22 protein-coding genes are annotated in these 20,297 nt (G+C 38.6%); 3 read left to right on the forward strand and 19 right to left on the reverse strand.

The annotated features are described in order from the left end of the window. Positions 1–139: 139 nt before the first annotated feature. Positions 140–580: a cell wall hydrolase gene (locus tag MKY51_RS11860; RefSeq protein ID WP_339172294.1), complete on the forward strand. Its 441-nt coding sequence runs from the start codon at positions 140–142 to the stop codon at positions 578–580. Between the two features lie 73 nt (positions 581–653). On the opposite strand, the gene MKY51_RS11865 is transcribed toward MKY51_RS11860, so the two are convergent. After that, positions 654–860: a hypothetical protein gene (locus MKY51_RS11865; RefSeq protein WP_339172296.1), complete on the reverse strand. Its 207-nt coding sequence runs from the start codon at positions 858–860 to the stop codon at positions 654–656. Positions 861–995: 135 nt separating this feature from the next. Between MKY51_RS11865 and MKY51_RS11870 the strand changes: the two genes are divergently transcribed. Beyond that, positions 996–1,157 carry a hypothetical protein gene (locus MKY51_RS11870; protein ID WP_339172298.1) on the forward strand — a complete coding sequence of 54 codons (162 nt, stop codon included), beginning with the start codon at positions 996–998 and terminating at the stop codon, positions 1,155–1,157. Positions 1,158–1,221: 64 nt separating this feature from the next. Here the strand turns inward: MKY51_RS11870 and MKY51_RS11875 are convergent, their stop codons facing one another. Continuing rightward, positions 1,222–1,374: a YpzG family protein gene (locus MKY51_RS11875; RefSeq protein ID WP_079528172.1), complete on the reverse strand. Its 153-nt coding sequence runs from the start codon at positions 1,372–1,374 to the stop codon at positions 1,222–1,224. A gap of 193 nt (positions 1,375–1,567) precedes the next feature. On the opposite strand from MKY51_RS11875, the gene MKY51_RS11880 reads away from it, so the two are divergent. Continuing rightward, on the forward strand, positions 1,568–1,852 hold the full coding sequence (locus MKY51_RS11880) for a hypothetical protein (RefSeq protein ID WP_079528174.1): 285 nt from the start codon (positions 1,568–1,570) through the stop codon (positions 1,850–1,852). A gap of 42 nt (positions 1,853–1,894) precedes the next feature. On the opposite strand, the gene MKY51_RS11885 is transcribed toward MKY51_RS11880, so the two are convergent. From MKY51_RS11885 to MKY51_RS11965, 17 genes are all read right to left on the reverse strand, one after another. Beyond that, positions 1,895–3,085, reverse strand: a complete 1,191-nt coding sequence (locus tag MKY51_RS11885) for a M14 family zinc carboxypeptidase (protein ID WP_339172302.1) — start codon at positions 3,083–3,085, stop codon at positions 1,895–1,897. 328 nt (positions 3,086–3,413) lie between these two features. Next, the gene (locus MKY51_RS11890; RefSeq protein WP_339172304.1) at positions 3,414–3,887 is read right to left on the reverse strand and encodes an SMI1/KNR4 family protein; all 474 of its coding nucleotides are present in this window, start codon (positions 3,885–3,887) and stop codon (positions 3,414–3,416) included. 2 nt (positions 3,888–3,889) lie between these two features. Continuing rightward, the gene (locus MKY51_RS11895; RefSeq protein ID WP_339172305.1) at positions 3,890–4,699 is read right to left on the reverse strand and encodes an ABC transporter ATPase; all 810 of its coding nucleotides are present in this window, start codon (positions 4,697–4,699) and stop codon (positions 3,890–3,892) included. Between the two features lie 307 nt (positions 4,700–5,006). Then, positions 5,007–6,065, reverse strand: coding sequence for a hypothetical protein (locus tag MKY51_RS11900; protein WP_339172308.1), 1,059 nt, complete (start codon positions 6,063–6,065; stop codon positions 5,007–5,009). A 170-nt stretch (positions 6,066–6,235) separates the two neighbouring features. Further along, the gene (locus MKY51_RS11905) at positions 6,236–6,886 is read right to left on the reverse strand and encodes an SIMPL domain-containing protein (RefSeq protein ID WP_339172311.1); all 651 of its coding nucleotides are present in this window, start codon (positions 6,884–6,886) and stop codon (positions 6,236–6,238) included. A gap of 51 nt (positions 6,887–6,937) precedes the next feature. Continuing rightward, positions 6,938–7,555: an NAD(P)-dependent oxidoreductase gene (locus MKY51_RS11910; RefSeq protein WP_339172314.1), complete on the reverse strand. Its 618-nt coding sequence runs from the start codon at positions 7,553–7,555 to the stop codon at positions 6,938–6,940. 2 nt (positions 7,556–7,557) lie between these two features. Then, positions 7,558–9,297, reverse strand: coding sequence for an assimilatory sulfite reductase (NADPH) hemoprotein subunit (cysI, locus tag MKY51_RS11915; RefSeq protein WP_339172317.1), 1,740 nt, complete (start codon positions 9,295–9,297; stop codon positions 7,558–7,560). A gap of 35 nt (positions 9,298–9,332) precedes the next feature. Next, positions 9,333–11,156 carry an assimilatory sulfite reductase (NADPH) flavoprotein subunit gene (locus MKY51_RS11920; RefSeq protein ID WP_339172320.1) on the reverse strand — a complete coding sequence of 608 codons (1,824 nt, stop codon included), beginning with the start codon at positions 11,154–11,156 and terminating at the stop codon, positions 9,333–9,335. Positions 11,157–11,180: 24 nt separating this feature from the next. Continuing rightward, positions 11,181–11,324: a YezD family protein gene (locus tag MKY51_RS11925; protein ID WP_339172323.1), complete on the reverse strand. Its 144-nt coding sequence runs from the start codon at positions 11,322–11,324 to the stop codon at positions 11,181–11,183. Between the two features lie 19 nt (positions 11,325–11,343). Then, positions 11,344–12,072, reverse strand: coding sequence for a sirohydrochlorin chelatase (locus MKY51_RS11930; protein ID WP_339172325.1), 729 nt, complete (start codon positions 12,070–12,072; stop codon positions 11,344–11,346). 14 nt (positions 12,073–12,086) lie between these two features. Beyond that, positions 12,087–12,866, reverse strand: a complete 780-nt coding sequence (gene cobA / locus MKY51_RS11935) for a uroporphyrinogen-III C-methyltransferase (protein ID WP_339172327.1) — start codon at positions 12,864–12,866, stop codon at positions 12,087–12,089. Positions 12,867–13,065: 199 nt separating this feature from the next. Continuing rightward, a complete protein-coding gene (locus MKY51_RS11940) occupies positions 13,066–13,884 on the reverse strand; it encodes an ABC transporter permease (protein WP_339172330.1) in 819 nt (272 codons plus the stop codon). Between the two features lie 34 nt (positions 13,885–13,918). Beyond that, positions 13,919–14,698, reverse strand: a complete 780-nt coding sequence (locus MKY51_RS11945; RefSeq protein ID WP_339172333.1) for an ABC transporter ATP-binding protein — start codon at positions 14,696–14,698, stop codon at positions 13,919–13,921. A gap of 17 nt (positions 14,699–14,715) precedes the next feature. Further along, a complete protein-coding gene (locus MKY51_RS11950; RefSeq protein WP_339172336.1) occupies positions 14,716–15,723 on the reverse strand; it encodes an ABC transporter substrate-binding protein in 1,008 nt (335 codons plus the stop codon). Positions 15,724–15,785: 62 nt separating this feature from the next. Beyond that, a complete protein-coding gene (locus MKY51_RS11955; RefSeq protein ID WP_339172339.1) occupies positions 15,786–17,234 on the reverse strand; it encodes an aryl-sulfate sulfotransferase in 1,449 nt (482 codons plus the stop codon). 412 nt (positions 17,235–17,646) lie between these two features. Then, positions 17,647–18,831: a PqqD family protein gene (locus MKY51_RS11960; protein ID WP_339172341.1), complete on the reverse strand. Its 1,185-nt coding sequence runs from the start codon at positions 18,829–18,831 to the stop codon at positions 17,647–17,649. A 111-nt stretch (positions 18,832–18,942) separates the two neighbouring features. Next, on the reverse strand, positions 18,943–20,139 hold the full coding sequence (locus MKY51_RS11965; protein ID WP_339172344.1) for an HD-GYP domain-containing protein: 1,197 nt from the start codon (positions 20,137–20,139) through the stop codon (positions 18,943–18,945). Between the last annotated feature and the right edge of the window lie 158 nt (positions 20,140–20,297).

The raw sequence follows: 20,297 nt of genomic DNA on the forward strand, positions 1-20,297 counted from the left end.
TATGAACTATATCCCGTGTTAATGCGGAAAGATAGGTTAGAAATACATAAGTTATCACAAGAAATAATTTTAAATGATTTCATTTATTCATATGAGCACCCGGGTTAACTGTTTCATACTATAGTTGTGAGGTGAAAAAATGCCAAGAGTTAAATACCGGGATGCAGATGTTGATTTAATCGCTCGAATGATGCGGGCCGAGGCAGAAGGCGAAGGAAAACAAGGGATGCTGTATGTGGGAAATGTAATTGTGAACCGCGCTATTGCCACATGCCTGGACTTTAATGATGTAAGAACGATTGAACAGGTTATTTTCCAAGTACAGGGCAATAACTATTCTTTTGAGGCGGTACAAAAAGGGAATATGTTTTATCAAAGGGCCAGAGAGACAGAACGGAAATTGGCAAAACAAGTGCTAGACTATTGGAGAGAACATCCAGCAAAATATGCACTTTGGTATTTCAACCCATATGGTCCTTGTCCGCCAACATGGTATGGTCAACCATTTACAGGGCAATTTAAACAGCATTGCTTCTATGAACCGATAGGTGGTACATGTGACAGTGTTTATCAGGGCTAATTGTCATCATTGCCCAAATATATAAGAAGAGCCTTGCACAAATTATGTGACAAGGCTTTTCTTGCTTTAACAACTATTTATTTTTATTTGATTGCTGGTTTTTATCATGGTTTGTTTTATTGTTTTTATTTTTTAATTTTGAATCGAATTCTTCCGAAAATTCCGCTGTATTATCTTCCGGATTCCGATTGTGACTTGTTGTATTTCGGTGTAATTCTTTATAAGTTGAAAAAGGATTATGTGTGCGTGTATTCATCGTCTCTTTGCTGTTTTTGCTCATATTTCATCACCTCCTACTGCCTTAATGTGCTCAGGTTAGGATGTTTTATGCTTTTTAAGGCTGGCACGATTTTTGTAATGAAAAATTGCTGGAAAGCCATATTAAGAAGGAATCAAAATTGAAAGGAGCATATTAATGGGCAGAGATGATAGTAAGAGTAAAGGAACGAATAAACAATCATTACCGCAAACACCGAAAAACATGAAAATTGCACCTAATAAAGTAAAGGAAGAAATTGCAAATGAGCTAACGGAGCTTCATCAGCAAGCTCAAAAAGGGAAACGAAAATCGTATTGAGATAAAAATGGCCTTCATCACAGTATGTACTGTAATGAAGGCCTGATTTACTTCAAGACAAAGGTTAGAACTGTCTCGCTTTCGCATTAATTCTCAAAATCTGGTTGTTCAAAGTTACCTCTGTTTCCCCTTTGATTTGAGATTTTTGATGCTTATCGCTCGTCCAGTTATGGTGGATCTTCTTAGATTTTGGATCTGTGAAACCCTTCTTATCCATTCGTTCCGCCTCCCTATGTTTAAAAGTGAATCAATATAAGTATGGCTTTTTTTGCTATCGTTATTCCCTACATAGATAAAAATTGATGGTGCCAGTCCTAACAATTTCGAATTTCTTCCGCGTATGGAATCATTGCATCCACCAATACTAAAAGTGTGAATCAGTCAATTCTCTTTGGAAAGGATGAGGAACAATGGCTAAGAAAAGTTCAGGTACACCTAGCTGGAAACAAAATCACCCGATTACTTTATTATCCAACTCCGTTGAACGAACAGAACGTGCAGTAAAGCAGGCAATGTCCCACCCGGAAGAGTTTGCCGTTGAACATGCATTCAATTCAATGGAGCGTACCGAAAATGCGCTTGCCAATGCATTGCAAAGACAGGAGCATTTGGATATTGTCGAGCAAAATATATCCAAACTAGACGAGCTAAAGCAAAGCATCCTGGAAATTGATGAAAGCTTGAAGGATTCATAAAAGTTCCCCCGTTACATCTATGGACGTAACGGGGGACTTTCTTTACATATAAAGTGCACTTAAAAAAATCCCTAAAGCTTCTTCATATATTTCACCAAATTGGCTAATTGGCAATGGGTTCGTTCCTAGTCCCAGTTCAACTGTAAAACCGGGACGGCGCCAATCTTGAATAAACCAGTCTTTATACCCCGCATAGCTTTCAATTGTCTGCACCGGCTCATATCCGCTTACCCGCGCAAATTCATTGACAAGCACTTCTGTTTCAGGCGGTTCCAATCCCATGAATCCCCAATAAATAACTTTCCCTTGTGTATGGAAGGCCAACACGCGCGAGAAATCCCGTTCAACAGTCAGTTCGGCCATTGCGATGGATTCCGGTTCGGATAGCGGACTTTCCCCACCATAGTCCCGGGGCCCTGGTGTTTTCGGGTTTCTCTCTCTTTCTCGCTCCCATTCGGCAGGGAACTGGTCGTTCAGATCAACCCCATTAATATTCGCTTTCCACCCAGAGAAATCTGTACTGCCGCCATTCCACTCGATAAGCTTATTGCGGATACTTTCATCCTCCGGAGGTCCGTTCAGCACTAAATCCACTCCGTCCGGATTTACCATAGGTACAATATTTAAATTCATCTGATTATACAATGGCAATGTATAAAGCCCTCGTATTGCACCATTATTCGTAAGCGACAGGAGATAGTCATTAAGAAATGTCATCACTACCGGTGTCGTAATCCACTCATTGGCATGAAAAGAAGCATTAAAATGCACACGTTTCTGCCCGTTCCCAATCGTGAGCCCCGGAATTTCTTTATTTAATACAGAATTGCCAATCGGGTCATGAAAGATAAACGGATAGATTGTCTGCAATGACCGAATATCCTGAACCATCGTCCTGTAATCGTAATCCTGTTCTCCGTTCACAACTCTCCATGTCACACGAACAGGCAACAGCAGCCTGAGACCGACTTGAAGTACATATGGACTGAGTACCGGATTTAGCAGAAAAAGCGCATCCATCGGCATATTGATTCTTTGTGCAATCGACCAAATCGTATCTCCACGTTGAACTGTATATGGATTTGTCACATAACCGGGAATCTGAACGGGTTGGTTTGGCATGAGTGCCTGTGCATTCAAATTCCGGTTTGAGTCAAGTATCAGCTGAAAAGGAACATTAAAAACCTGGCTGTAATACCAAAAGGAATCACCCGGTCTTACGAAAATTTCCACAAAGCTCCTCCCTCAATAAAATCTTCAATAGGAAAGTATATGAATACGACGGGTGATTATTAACCGGGTAGAAGATACTCACTGTTTGTTTCAAAATACGGTACTAGGTAACCCTCTACAAAAAGAAACCTTAAAAGGCATAAAGCCAGTCAAGGTATGATAAGCTATGAATTTCATAGAATCTTTTTAAATTGTTCAATACAAAAATTTCTCACAAAAAAATAAAAAGCACTTGTTGTCTATAGTAGACAATCAAGTGCTTGAGGTTAATTAAATAAGTGTGACTACTTACTGGCATTCTATCAAGAGTTAGAATCTACCAAAAAGTCTATTCTGTTAACATATTTAGAAATTCTTCAAAGCTATTACTTACAATATATGTTATAGGATTTAAATCTGAAGACTCTTCATGATTCCAAACGCATACAACAGGCTCTTCAACATTGTTACGATAGTCTAAACAAACAAAGTCACCTGCAAATAAAACAGCTATTGGTAGCAGTTCAGTACCTACTAAATTTTCATCAAAAACAATTCTTTCGTCTAGTTGAGTTCTAACTACTCCTATATCGTAATACTCATCATCTCTTTCCCCGGTTACTTTTAAAATACATAAAAACCTATCAATCGCATAAACATGGCTATTACACTTAAAACTATCCTTTATAGGAGTACCACCATTATATTTTTTTATAAATTCTTTATACGTTTCTGGTAAACTTATTCTCCACTTACCTTCCTTTTCAGAAAGTAAAGTATCGTCCGGCAAGGGATAAATTATTGATCCATCCTTAAATTCCATTTCTATACCTCCTCAATATTATTATCTTGGAGCGTCGGCCTTGTTTGGGACGTTTTGACTGCTCTTTCCGTGTTCAGATAACCGTTTATATCAAAATTGAAGTTTTTAAATCTTATTTTGCAATATAGTATGACAAGCTGCTCCGGTAATACGAAAATGAGTGTATAAAAAATACCGAATGGTAAAAAGACTAGCATGATTGTTTCAAATAAATCGGACGAACCTGTTTTCATGACAAATTGGATAAGAAAAACAAGCGCTGTACTGCCGATGACTGCAATTGGAATATACGATTTCGTTTCAAATTCCCCACGCATTTCCTCGTTTCTTGACCCTGCACGGTAATGACCTTTTTTTAGAAGTAAATAAAAGCGGATCCATGTAGCGATAAACAATACGCCTGCCATGGAAAGTGTAATCCACGTTAAGTTTAAAAGAGATGCAACTGTTGCACTGTCCTGTTCCCCTAAAAGAAATAACGGGGACAGGAAGAAAAATACGGAAAAATTTTGTGTCATGATAATCGACAGGAAGTACTGCAGCTTCTCCATCTTATTAAAAACGACAGGAATAGCGAATAGAAGAGACAATAAAATAATGATCCCTGTAAACCACATATGGATTGTTTTAATGCTTTCGAAATTTGGATAGACTGTGTATTTACCTGCAATATTATAAGTCAGATAGAAACACAGCGCTTGCAGGAAAATGCCTAAAACAAGCACAGATGCCAACGAATTCGGACTTTGTCTACCAGACTCCAGCGGTCCCCGTAATACTGAGAAATCTTGTTCGGATAGTTTTTTTAGCATGCGTGAAAACCTCCATTTCATCTCCATACTATATAACCTTAATTATTCAGGTCAATACGGATTCGACAAAAGAGGGAGTTTATACTAAGTATTAAATTTTAAATAAGTAAACAATCTCATTTATGTATCTTCATTTTTGAAAAAAATTAATAACCTATGTCCTTTCATTTTCCAAGGAAATCAAAGTAAGTTCTTACCCTTGAATTACTTAACGGCAAATTCAGAACTCACTTCGACATCTTGGTATTGTTAGCCCCTGAAATTAACTTAAGGTCTATCTGGCAATCTTGCAGCTCTTAAGGAAGTTTCAACTTACGTTCCGATTACTCGATTTAAATAATGCTGAAATTAAAATACATAGTATTAGCCCTATACCTAAATATCCCATTACGACATACAGCTTACTAATCAGCGTTGTAAAGCCGACTAAACTAATCGCAAAGCCAACGATGCATAGCAAATTGACCGTAACCTTAAATGCAAAACGGTCCGGTTTTACAATTCGTACAGCCAATATATACAGGGTTCCTACAGCAGTACTGTAAATCATCGCCAGCAGCACGAAGGACATGATGATTCCTACAGCAGGATGAATTTGTTTTGCAAGTTCCAGTGTCGGCATTTCCACACCTGCCACAATATCCATTTTGACAAATAAGGCAATATTGATGAGCAATATAAGCAAACCTAGAAAAATGCCCCCTAAAGCACCTCCTATTCTTGCAACCTTTCTATTTGGAGCCGTACCCCCCATCACAATAAGCATTGCCGCACCACCCGCAATATTGTACGAAACATATATGACAGCACCAGAAAACCAGTGCGGTGTTGCAGAATGCTGACTTTTTGCGATTGCATTAAGTTCACTTATTGGATAATTCATCGTAAACAATGAATAGATTAAAAGGATAAAAATGATACCAAGTAAATAAGGCATGAGCGCCGCCAGCATTTTAATGATACTTTCCGCATTAAGCATCAGTGTCACTACGACGAGCAGCGCCATTAATAAGCTGCCGACCGATGCATCCATACTGTACATCTGATTGAATGTAGAGCCTGCTCCAGCCAGCATAACAACCGCAATGCCGAACAGCACAAAGGAAATCATCTGATCCAGTACCGGACCAAAAAAGCGTCCACCAATAAAATGAATACCTTCCTTATGGGAAGTCGTCTGCAAATCCGAACCAATCTGTGCAAGCGTCATCCCCAACATCGTAAAAATAATCGTTGCTACAATACATCCAAACACACTCATTAACCCAAAGCTTGTAAAGTACTGCATAATCTCTTGTCCTGAAGCAAAACCTGCACCGACAACTAAACTGACAAACGCCCCTGCAATTTGAATACTCTTTTTCAATTCGCACCTTCTTTATATTTCTATTTATCATAGATACTTTATGTACAGGCAGGTAGAAAACATGCTTGAATATAAAAAGAAGAGATTCAAAGTGAAAATAAATGCAATAAAAAATACCTTAACCGCTATTTTCTAGACGGTTAAAGTATTATTGAATGGAATATAGTTTTCTAATAACTAAACTTTACACGAACTGATGCGCTTACTGTCATCGTTCCAGGTTCAATCGGTGTCACTACCCGTTGGCTGCTTAACTGCATCGCCTTGTACGGAACCGGAGCAATCGTTTGCTCTTCGACTATTTCCACCGGCACCATGTGTAATGTAACACCCATCGTTTTTGCCATGGCTGTTGCTTTCCCCACGGCATCGATCAGAGCGAACTGAAGTGCCTGCCGGTAATAAACATCTGTATCCGTAATTTTAAACTCGATAGCTGATACATTGTTTGCCCCATTTTGAATTGCCGTGTCAATTGCCGTACCTACTTGACCAATATCGTCTATTTTTACTGTTATGGCGTTTTGTACTTCGTAGCCCCTTAGCACCTGTCTCCCATCTATGAAATCATAGTTTGGAAAGATATTGTAAGCAGTCGTCTGAATCGATTCTTTTGGAATCTTTAAAGCCATTAGTGAGTCTATGACACGATTCATAATGACCGCATTTTCCCGCTGGATCGCGCTGACATCTTTCCCTTGCGTCCGAACTTCGATTTGTACTTGCGCATAATCAGGCTGAGCAACGATTTCACCAGTCCCTGTAACGGTCATTTCCCGGGTGTTAGTGACTGGTTGAAACATCATTTGTTGGTGATACAAGAGCTTCCACCTTTCCTTTAACTCATTTTCCTATCTTATGCGATATCTCGTTCAAATGCCGTTCTCTGCCGCAAGCAGATTTCTTAAAAACATTGTTCGCATATGTGAATCGGTCTGATAATAATCTTCCAAACACTCTGCAAGCAGAAATCGCTTCTGTTCCTTTGTAAATTGACCCGCTTTTACCAATTGCCGGACTTCCTTTAAAAATAATAAGTAATCCGGTTCAAGCCCATCCACAATTGCTGCGAAGTCATCCCGCAGATTTTTGGCAAGAATCGGGCTAATACCACTCGTCGTCACTGCGATCGTAATTTCATTTTTCTCATACATTGCCGGAAAATGAAACGAACTATTTGCAGAATCATCGACAATATTAATGAGCTGATTGGGGTGGCAGCTTTCTTTAACCAGTTGATTTACCGCTGTATCATTTGTAGCGGCAATGACGAGAAGTGCGTCTTGTACATCACAAGTTTGAAACGATTTTGCAATATGCTCGATTTCACCATTTTTAACAAAGGCATGCAAACGTTCCTCAAGCACTGGACTTACGACTGTAATATTCGGTTGGAAGCGTAATAACGACTCGATCCGCTTAGCAGCGATTTTTCCTCCTCCTATTACAATCACTTTTTTATCTCTTATGTTGACCATCATCGGAAACATCGTCAGCTTCGCACTTCGCTTAACTCATGGAATTGTCGGCCATCCGTTACTGCTTCTACATAACCTTTACGAATCGTGAAATCACCGAAATGTTCACCTTCGAAACGTTCTTTTGCATACTCAGAAAAAATCGGTGCAAGGATATTCAAAATTTCTTCTTCACCAATATTTTCTTTGTATATTTTGTTCAAGCGCTGTCCTTTAAAATCTCCGCCTAAGTATAAATTATATTTGCCAGGTCCTTTTCCGATAAAACCGATTTCACCCATTGCTGCACGTGAACAGCCGTTCGGGCATCCTGACATACGAATACCTATCTCGGTTTCACGTAACCCGTTATCCCCCAATATTTCATCAATTTTTGTAATTAACGTAGGCAAATAACGCTCCGCCTCTGCCATTGCTAAGCCGCATGTCGGTAATGAGACACAGGCAATTGAATTGCGGCGCAGTGCCGAGTAATGCGCACCGTCCGTAATGTTGTAGGCTTTTAACAGCTTATCAATAACCGTTTTTTTCTGTGGTGTTACATCCGCGATTAAAAGATTCTGGTTAGGTGTTAAACGGAAAACCCCTGTATGCACTTTCGCAATTTCACGCAAACCTGTTTTTAATTGATAATCATCAAAATCTTTAATTCGTCCGTTTTGAATGAATAATGTAAAATGCCATTTTCCATTTTCACCTTTTATCCAGCCGTACTCATCTCCTGTACGCTTGAATGTATACGGTCTTACTTCTTCGAGCTCCCATCCTAAGCGCTGATGCAGCTCTTCTTTAATAAAATCTAAACCTTTTGCATCTACCGTATATTTAAAGCGGGCTTTTTTACGTTCCGCACGATTTCCGTAGTCGCGTTGGATTGTTAAAATTTTTTCGGCTGTTTCAAGCAGTCGCTCTTTTGGAATATATCCGATTAAACGTCCTAATTGCGGGTATGTTTCTTTATCACCATGTGTCATACCCATCCCGCCGCCTACCGCGACATTAAAGCCTAGCAGCTCGTCATTTTGTACAATGGCAATAAAACCAATATCCTGTGAAAATACATCAATATCATTGCTCGGTGGAACGGCAATACCAATTTTAAATTTACGCGGTAAATACAGGGAACCGTATACAGGCTCTATTTCTGTGTCTTGTGTCCCATCGTAAACTTTTTCTCCATCGAGCCATAGTTCATGGTATGCACGAGTACGAGGCAGTAAATGTTCACTTAACCTCGCCGACCAATTATATACTTCTTCATGAAATGCCGATTGATTCGGGTTAACATTACACATCACATTCCGGTTTACGTCACCGCATGCAGCGATACAGTCAAGCAGTACTTCGTGAATTTCCTGCATATACTTTTTGACATTCCATTTTAAAATGCCATGCACCTGGAATGCCTGACGAGTCGTTAATTTTAGTGACCCATTCCCGTACTTTTCCGCCATCTCATCCATTACAAGCCACTGTTCCGGTGTTGCCGCACCTCCCGGAGTTCTGACACGGGCCATAAATTGGTAGGCTGGCTCCAGCTTTTGTCGTTCACGTTCTGTACGTAAATCCCGGTCATCCTGCAAATAGCTGCCATGAAATTTCATTAGACGATTATCATCATCCGGAATTCCTGAACTAATTGGATACTGCATTGTTTTTTCTAGCGTTCCCCGTAAATAATTACTTTCGTCTTTAATACGTTCGACATCATTTGGTTTACCCGGCTGTGGGGGAAGTACAATTTTCTGACTCATATGCCTATCTCCTATCTATGTTAAAATAATCTGATTTAATAAACGTCTCGCTGATAACGTTTTTGGCTTTTAAGCTCATTAAAATACAGGGAAACTTTTTCATCCGTTTTGCCGCCCTGTTCCGCAACAATTCGGCGCAATGTTTGATCCACATCATGTGCCATATACTTCTCATCACCACATACATAGATAACCGCACCATCGTTGATCCATCTATAGACTTCTGCAGCATTTTCGAGCAGACGATGCTGTACATATACTTTCTGTTCTGTATCGCGTGAAAAGGCTACAGATAAATTCGTTAATGTCCCATCTTTGAGCCAGCGCTGCAGTTCAGTCTGATACAGAAAATCTGTAACAAAATGCTGGTCACCGAAAAACAGCCATGCATTGCTTTCGATTCCTTCCTCAGCACGTTCTTCCAAAAATGAACGATAAGGCGCAATGCCTGTACCGGCACCAATCATAATAATTGGTGTTGTTGTATCTTCAGGCAGACGGAAGTTCGGGTTTTTATGAATATAAACCGGAACCTTATCTCCAATTTCAATTCGCTCCGCCACTTGCCCCGATACTACTCCTATACGCTCACGTTCATCTACTTCATAGAAAACTTTACCGATTGTTAAATGCACTTCTTCTTCATTAGCCTTTTGGCTGCTAGCAATCGAATAGAGTCGTACCGGATTTTTACGAAGTTGATCAACAAATTGCTGGGCAGTCCAGTTGAACGGGCCAAATGTTTGCACAACATCCAGCAAGTCTCGTCCATAAATATATTCTTTCAACTTCATATCATCTTCCAGCAACTTCTTAAGCACTTCATTGGTTGAAAAGGCAGCAAGCTTCTGTAGTAATGGTTTTGACAGTACGGTAATTTCAAAATGGGCAGTGAGCGCTTCACTTAATGTTTTAGACTGGTCTTTCACAGACACTATTTCCGATCCTTCAAAGCCAAGCGATAATAGTAATGCAGTTACTAAGTTTGCATCGTTTTCCGGAAGAATGCCGACACTGTCACCCGGTTCATAAGTTAAACCGGACCCTTCCAATGAAAGCTCCAAATGTTGTGTTTGCTTATTCGATCCGCGGCCATTTAAATTGATACTTTCCAGAACTTCCGCATAAAAGGGATTATTTTTGTTGTATACGGATTCTTCAGATACACTTACCGCAACCGGAGACTTTTGTAGTTCTGACAGTTTGTTCGGCATATTTTGTGCCAATGCTTCAACTACGCTCCCGATCCACTCTGATGCAAGATCGTCATAATCCAAATCACAATCAAAGCGGGGTACTAAACGCTTTCCGCCCAATTTTTCTAATTGCTCATCAAAATCAATTCCTGTCTTACAGAAAAATTCATACGAGCTATCGCCTAACGATAAAACAGAGAAAGATACATCCTCCAGTTTCGGCGCACGTTTACCATATAGGAAGCTATGGAAGGAGATGGCATTATCCGGTGGATCGCCTTCACCATGTGTACTTGTAATGATGAAAATATTTTTCTGTTTTTTCAGATTATTCGCCTTAAAATCGGACATTGCAAATAGAGCGACCTCAATCCCCTGTGACTCTAAAGCCGTTTTCAATTTACTTGCAACCTGTTGTGCATTGCCAGTTTGTGAACCGTATAAAATGGTTGCCTCCTGTTTGACTGCTTCCAGTACTGCAACGGTTTGCCCTTGTTCAGTTACCGTTACTTCAAGCGGCTGACTGGAATCTCCAATTGTCTGTATTGCGCTTAAATAACCGTTCAACCAAACTTTTTGATAGTCCGTTAATGTTGGATAAAGCTCATTGATTAATTTTGTCTGTGCCTCGGAAAATGGGCTATTATGCAGATTTAACGTCAAAACTTCCACCTCGCGAATCTTGTTTTATTTCAATCTTATTTTTTCATTTTTTTCAATTTGTACAACATGACCGTCCTGGATAACTAAAGTCACTGTTCCATATTTAACAGATGCAACTGTATCTTTAATTTTCTCAAGAGTTTGGCTAATATCATTGGATTTCGTCATAATAAATGCCTCCTAATTTTCAGATGACCTCTTGCACTCTTTCCAGCAAAACATTCCGTACTTTTTCGTTATAGCCTAAATGGTTACATAAAATTATGGAAGATGGATCAAGGTCAACCGCACGTATTTTCTTTTCGATTCCTACACTTAAAAGTCCGGAAAACAATAAATAAGGTACAATAAAAACTTGCTTCATCTGCTTGGATTTCAGCTCAACTAATGTCTGTTCAAAAGACGGACCTGCACCATATAAAAAACAAGATTTCACTTCCCGAAAACCGTAAGTTTCCTTTAGCTGTTCACTGATTATCGCCATATCTTTTACAACGGCATTGTCACTGCTTCCTCTGCCGATCAATATAACTTCTGCATCCGCATTAATCGGCACCTGTTGTTCTATAATTCTTTCATAAACTGTCTCAATTAAAAATGGATGAATTCCTAAAGGACGCCCGATTGTAAAATTCACATGCGGATAACGTTCTTTTGCGATCTTTATTTCGGCAGGTATATCTTCATTAGCATGCTGGGCCGTTAATAATAAAATCGGGACAACCGATATATGTGTTGCACCTTGATTGATACAATTTGCAATGCCTTCAACAATATTCGGCTCGACTAATTCCAAGAAGGCGGTTTCCTGAATTTCAACTTCTACAAAAGATTTCGTTTTATCAAGAAAACGTACCGCTTCTTCAACGCCTTTTTTCAAACGGGTGCCGTGCCCAACATACAAAATTGCTTTCATTACAGTCACCTGCTTTACACGATTTTTTCCTTCAATCTTTTATCCTGCCGTACTGTTTGCTCATACCATGCAATTTTTTCCCGTAATGCTACAACTTCACCCACGATAATGATGCTTGGATTTTTTACATCGTTTGCTCTAGCGATATCAACGATCGTACCAAGAGTGCCTGTAACCGTCTTCTGTTGCTCGAAAGTTCCCATATGTACTAATGCAACAGGTGTTGATGCGTTACGTCCATACGTTAAAAGTTGTCGGCAGATATACGGCAAATTGCCTACTCCCATATAGATGGCAAGTGTATCAATGCCCTTTGCAAGACTCTCCCATTGAATGGAATCGTCCTTTCCTTCACGCATATGTCCTGTGACAATCGCAAAACTGGAGCCTAATTCTCGATGTGTAACCGGTATTCCTGCATAAGCCGGTGCAGCAATGCCTGATGTAATTCCCGGCACGATTTCAAAAGGAATGCCATTTTCCGCTAACACTTCCGCTTCTTCAGCACCACGTCCAAAAACGAATGGATCGCCACCTTTTAATCGGGTCACCGTCTTACCTTGCAGAGCATGATGAACTAATGACAGGTTGATATTTTCCTGAATCATTGCATGACGGTTCGGCAATTTACCGCAAAATATTAACTGGGCCCCGCGCTTTGCATAAGAAAGCAACTCATTATTAATTAATCGATCATATAGAATTACGTCTGCTTCTTGTATACAACGCAAGCCTTTTACGGTGATTAAATCAACATCACCCGGTCCTGCCCCAACAATATATACTTTCCCCATTAATTTACTCTCCTTTATGAAAACAAAAGTCCGATATTTGTATAATAAACCATATGATACATGGAAATTTTCTACAAATCAATAAAACCAAGTAAAAAAATATGAATAATTAGATTAATAGTACAAACCGATTATTCTTAATTGCTTTTAAAGCCTTTCATAAAAATAAGCTAAACAAATTCGTTTAGCCCATTTTATGTTACACAACTTTATAGCGACCAAGCAGCTTACGTCCTGTATATGCGAAAATCCGGTCCATAATAAAGCCCATTAACCCAAGTACGACAAGCCCTACAAAAATCCAATCTGTTTTAAAATACAGTCGTGCATTCCAGATCATAAAACCGATTCCTTCATTTGCAGCGACCATTTCCGCACCGACTATCGCCATGAACGATGAACCCATTGCAAGCTTCGCACCTGTGAATATGTACGGGATTGTTGCAGGAATTACGACATAAATAAGCGTTTGGAATTTCGAAGCTCCCATACTTTTCGCAGATAATAATTTATCATTTGAAATGGATAGAACCCCTGTTAATGTATTAATCGTAATAACAAAAAATGTTGCATAAACAATTAAAAAAACTTTTGACTGTTCGCCAATCCCAAACCACAGCATAAATAGTGTAATGAATGCAAGCGGCGGGATGAAACGTACAAAGTTAATAACAGGTTCAAACAGTGCCCGCACAAACTTGTTCGTTCCTATAAGCAAGCCAAATGGTACAGCAACTAAGAGGCCGAGTGTCCATCCTGCCAGTACCCGTAAAAAACTGTAGCCCATATAGAGAAACAATGTCCCATCACTGGCAATTTCAATCGCCCCGATCAATGTTAAATATGGGCTTGGCAAAAACATCGGTTCGGAAAACATCGAGGCAATTTGCCATACAAGCAGTATAAATAACCAGCCGATAATACCGGACTGTAAAATCAATTTACCGGTGCGGCTTTTCTTTTTTACATTTGCGACAGGTGCCACTTGCTGTCCTTTTTTCAGTTCAATCGTCGTCATAAGCTGCCTCCTTTATATCTAATCAAAGCTTTTATTAAATGGTGAAGTCCTCAAAATGTGTCTGAACTTGCTTATAATGGTTGTTAAAATCAACACTTGTTATATCTCGAGGATAAGGCAGGTTTACGTCATAAGTCGTTTCGATTCGTGAATTCGGACCGACAGACATAATGCCAATCTTCTGACCTAAAAGAATCGCTTCCTGAATGTCATGTGTCACAAAGATAACGGTTTTATTTGTTTCCTCCCAAATTCGAATGAGCTCATTTTGCATCGTTCGTCGTGTCATCGCATCAAGTGCCCCAAAAGGCTCATCCATTAATAAGATTTCCGGCTCATTTGCCAATACTCGGGCAAGCTGTACACGCTGCTTCATCCCGCCCGACAAATTATCAGGAAACTTTTTCGCATGGCCAAGTAAACCCGTTAGCTTTATGAAAGTATTGGCTACCTTTTTTCGCTTTTCTGCAGGCACATTCTTCATTTTTAAGCCAAATGAAATATTCTCCTCAACAGTTAACCAAGGGAACAATGCTGAATCCGCTGATTGAAAAACGAAACCACGTCCATCTCGGTTTTCTTCACGAGAAGTCACAATTTGCAATTCGCCAACCGACAAATCCAAAAATCCCGCAATAATATTCAGCAATGTCGATTTACCGCAGCCACTTGGTCCGAGAAGTACATAAAACTCGCCCTTTTTAATCGATAAATCTACATTTTTTAATACATACGTCGGATTTTCAATATCTGTTTGAAACGTTTTGGCACCATTTTTAATTACAATTGCTTCTTCTGTTATCGTATTCAGCATTGCCTTTTCCCCCTTAGTTAGTAAGTTACCTTTTCTTTCAATACTTGCTTCGCCGGATCTAAATACAGCTTTTCATCCAAATCAAAATCTTCATCCAAAATACCGCGCTCCAGCAAATACTCTTTCATATTGGATAAATGTGTATAATCTTCTTTCGTAAAACCGAGCGTATAGTTTACTCGTTTTAAATCTAGCAGTATATCTTCTTTTGCGATTTTTAAATCTTTATAGCCGATGTCCGCAGTACCTTCCGGATTCCCCTTAACATATTCAACTCCTTGTTCAATACCTTCAAGAAACTTTCCGATTTCTTCTGCATTTGCTTCAGCAAATTTACGGTCTACAATTAAATAACTCGATACACCTAAATCAGGTACAGAACTCAATCGGTCGATTTCATGCACACCATCAATATTTTTAAATTTCTCTATCAAGGCACCAGATCCAATAACGACATCGATATCCCCTTTTTTCATTCCTACGATAGCTTCATCAGGTGTACTGTACGGTACATATTTAATGTCGTCTTCGCTAATACTGTAGTGCTCTAAGTATTTAGCCCATTGATATTCAAATACTGTTCCTTTTGCAACACCGATTTTTTTACCTTTAATATCCGCTGGTACTTCTATGCCCTTTACTGCCAAAATTTCCGACAGACTGACAGAGTTGAAATGCTCATCGCTCCCTGTCAGTGAAGATACGATTACAAAATCACCTTTCCCTAATGAGTTCAATAATGCATAATCTGCTGCCAACCCTGTATCGGCCTGCTTTGTCAAAACAGCGTTCACAGTATCGATTCCGTATGCAAAATTGGAAAGCTCTACATCCAATTCTCTATCCGCAAAGTAACTATTATTAGCAGCGGCCCGAATTTGGAATGAGCCCCCTGCTGCTGTATCAATCGCTGCCCGAATTTTTTTACCGCCAGCATTGGCAGAATTTGCATCATTACCGCAAGCCGCCAATAGAAGCGCTGTTACTAATAAGAGCAGTAAATGTATTGATCCTTTTAATTTCATATTTTCACTCTTTCCATTAGCTAACTATTTTTATTTTTGTACTAAGAATTATTTCAGATAATTTATGTTGTAATTTTCTTCGCCACTGTCTCATCATAACGTGCCACGCAAAGTGCTCCTTCTCCATAAGAGAAAGCTTCCTTAATCTCAGCAACTGAATGTGCACCGCCTTCTGCTGCATTTGGCACGCGGAAATCTTTCACATCAATCGGCTTAATCTCAACTTCAACTGGTGTTTCCAATTGAGGTACCCAGTTGTATGGAACACGGTATGCGCGGTAAACCATATTTGACCCTCGTTCATTTTTATAGGCAGAAATATATTCCCATACAATCTCATGGTCTGCCGTCACTTCAAAAATACGTCCATTCGAGCCTTCTGTAATAAGCGTATTGCCATTTTCCAAACGCTGCGCCGAACTAATATAAGGACTGTAAAATTTATAGGAATCCGTTGGTACCGAAAACTTCGCTTCAAGACCAGTATATTGCCATACAATTTCAAGTGTAATCGGGTCGATTTCCAAAATGCGGGAATGATCGCGGATTGCTACTTTATTACCGTCAACCGAATTTGGATTTGGTGCGCCGTATCCTCCCCAGCCTCCGTTGTCAAATACTAAAACATTGCCCTCGCCCGGCAAGCCTTTTGGGATGATATGTGCATGATGCTGTCCAATAATCCATCCTAAATGTTTCGTCTCCGGTGTGTCATAATCCGGACCAAGTTGCCATACGATTTTCCCTGTTTCTTTACTTGTAATCGCAATAATATTTGCCTCACGCGCATCCCAAATAATGTTGTCCGGATGGAAACGTTCATCACCATTATCATAATGGCGATTCGGACCAACTAATGAAATAGAATTAATGTGAAGCCAGTCGCCAGAATGATTACCAAAGAAACGTCGATTCGGCTCCTCATAAATTGCCTTTTTCGCTTCCTCACTAAAGTTAAGCTCATCGAAATGCTCATGTGCGTTCCATTCCCATACGATATTACCTTCCCAGTCGACCTCAATGAATGCGTCATCCAATAATGGGTGTTTAGAGATTTTCTCATTCACTACATCACGGTGAACCAAAATCAATGTATTTCCACCTGTTGTTTGTGGCTCCTGACCAGGTGCCGGATATCCTACAGGACTGCCAGTACGCTGATAGTCGTGGTGTGCACGTGCAACCCATCTTGCTTCGTGACCTGGATCTTCGATAAACTGATGCTTGTCAAATTTCCATACAACATTACCCTCAAAGTCAATTTGTACTAAATCGCCCTCATCTTGAAAACCGTACTTTGGATCACGGTTAAACGTGTGCCCAAGCACAAAACCACCTGGAAATACTTTGTTCGGGAAGCCGCGTAGCCCTTTCCATAAATGAACCTCTTTCCCGTTCATATCGACCAGTAATGCCCCTTCATTTGCTGCCTGGAAAATTGTAAAACCGCTTGCCGCCTTTTCTGGATTATAAACTGTTGCCCCTGTCGGATGAATTGTTGGATTTCCCATATATACCTCTCCCTTTTTATTATTTTTTCAAGTTAATCGTGTATTTTATGTTTTAATAAATGACCAATCAATAGTTATCAACTTCTTACGTTTTTTAAACTCCTCCTTCCAAGACAACCTTTCAACAATGGTTAAAAAGAAAAGGCACTAAAAATACAGCCTCCTCCAATGTGTTTGGTGAGAGAAACGTATTTTTAGCGCCTTTAGTTGTCTAATCAGCACTTTATTAAATTTTTTTAAAAGTAGTCGTTCACTTACTTAATCCCTAGTAAACTACTTAACTTTAAAAGTATTAACAGTATCGTACCGATTTAATTCTTATTCGTCAAGTAGGTTTTTAAAATAATTTTAAATTTTCGGAAAACAAACAAGAAATCGCTAAACTTGAATAATCTCAGTTTAGCGATTTCTCTCAGTTTTCATGTTTCTGTTTCCTGGCTACAAAAACAAGCAGGAAAAGCATGAACATGGTCATTACCGAAAATGCAATGGCATCCCAAAACGCGGCACGATCGCCTGCTCCGAGAAGATTCATATAAATCGTATTGTACGTATAATAAAGCTGCGGTACAATATACATCACTGCCAAAACTAACGTTAAAACAACTCCAACTATGTAAAATACACTATACAAGCGAATCAAATTCCATTCATTTTGGAATATCTCTTTATAATTCTTTTCATCTTTTCGATGCTTTTTAACTAATGAATTCAAATAGATTTTGCCGCTTTCCATTAAGTTATAACAGCCCGTTAAATTTTCCACAACATAATAAACATCTGTTTTCATATAAAAGCAGCATTGATAAATAAATTTAATGAAAATATCCAATACGATGATCCCAAGAATTCCTATAATGCTCGCATCCGGAAAAAGAAACATAATACCGAATGAAATGAAAAGAATTACCTGCTCGAAAGATATTCCGGCAAGGTACAGGGTATTTCTTTTCTTGGGATCGAGCTTCCAAGCTTGAGTGAGATCTGTTTCAAAAACGATAAATATGAGCCGATTTCCAATACTTAATTTAGCCGGTAAATTATGTGATCGAATGGCAAGAATATGTCCGAATTCATGAATTAAAATTAAAACTAAAGAAATTGATAAGTACACAAGAATATTCAATACCATAGAATCGAATAGGAATATATCTTTGTAATGCGGAAAAAGTTCAGGATTTAGTATGAGAATAATGATATTTGCAATGAGCAGGAGTAAATATACCTTGCTCATCATTTCATTAAAAAATAGACGCCCTACTGATTGGGGAATCCATAAGAAACCACCTGAACGTGATGAAGATTTAGACAGTTCTTTTTTAACGTGTACACCATCCACTTCTTGGACTAACCCCAAATCCAACAGCTGCTCCACAAAATCAACAATGTCCACTTCTTCATCTGGGTATGAATTTTTTAATGCCTGTTCAATGGTAGCAAGTTCTTCCCCTTGTTCCAATCGTTTGATGGCATCAACACCAATCTCAGGCAATTCAAAGAAATCCCCTGAAATCGGCTCTTCTACAATATAATGTTTTTTATCTTTTCGAATGGATAATGGATATAACGTTATTTCAGATTGTAAGGATACATTCAAAATATAGCCTCCTCTTTAAATTAAAATAGGATGCTATAGTTATAGCATCCTAAGTATGTACTTCTTTATCATTTTGGTACTAACCAGCACCACCAACAAGTTACTTTAATTTTATTCAATTTCCGAATTTTCATGCTTTTCCCCCCCTCTCATATCCATACCTTTAAGATATGTTTTTGAAATATTCACCCATTGAGGATAAATTTGCTTAAATAATTTTATCAGTTGAGGGTCAAATTGACTTCCTTGACCATCAAGAATTCGTTGATATGCCACTTCAAATTCAAGTGCAGGACGATAGGATCTGGATGAAGTCATTGCGTCAAATGCATCAGCTACAGCAGTTACCCTAGCCAAAAATGGAATATTCTCTCCAGCAAGTCCATCAGGATACCCTTTACCATCCCATCTTTCATGATGATGATAAATTACATCAATATTATCAGCAATGCCTTCAACATCCCGAATAGCTTCTGCTCCAACAACTGGGTGAGTCTTAATTATATCAAATTCCTCATTCGTTAACATACCAGGTTTTGTTAAAATTGAATCTGGTATATTAACTTTTCCAATATCATGTAATAGGCAAGCATAGTAAAAATTATTTAATTCAGCGGGTTTAAATCTCCCCGTAGCCTCAGCCATGTTCATTGCATAAGCAGCAACTCGTTCGCTATGGCCACGAGTATAGGGATCTTTCAGTTCCAACGTTGCAATTACTCCTTTTACAATGCCTTCCAACTGTTCATCATAGGAATACTTTAATGCTTTAATATAATTTAAAAAACGATGAAGTAGTATAAATGAAATAAATGATAATACAATTAGAATACTAATTGGGAATAATACCAATATATCCCTTATAAATACACCCACTAAAACATATTTCAATAGTAATCCCAATGTTATATAGTAAGTGAATTTCTTACTTACGAAAATTGGAGAAAAAAGTATAACTACAAGTTCTACCATGTTCCCACTAGTGTATGGAAGCGTACTATCTTTATAATAGAATATATCAGAAAATAAATTAGTTAAAAAATAACAGAAAAATAATATGTATTTTACTGACTCTGTTTTCTCTATTTTTATTAAATAAATTGATAAAGGCACTACTGCAATCATAACTCCAAATTTAACAAACAAAAAATCATACCAAACTGTACTCTTTGTGTTAACATCGCTCCACGGAAATGTGGGAAAAAGATTATTATAAAAGATTTCATAAACAAAAAACACAACATAAAATAACCATAAAAATAAAATTGTGGACCGCTTTTCTTCTAATAACAATGATGTTTTTTTCATTTTTTACCTCGCAATTTCATTACCAACCAATAGACCTTATGCTCATATATCATTATAACACGATAATGGAAATTAGTTCTATATGTCCATGATTTAATTTTCTCATTTTTTCGTTATTTAACTCTTTTAACCAAATTATATTTACTTTGTACCTATAT

The sequence above is a fragment of the Solibacillus sp. FSL R5-0691 genome (genome assembly GCF_037974225.1).
GTDB lineage: Bacteria > Bacillota > Bacilli > Bacillales_A > Planococcaceae > Solibacillus.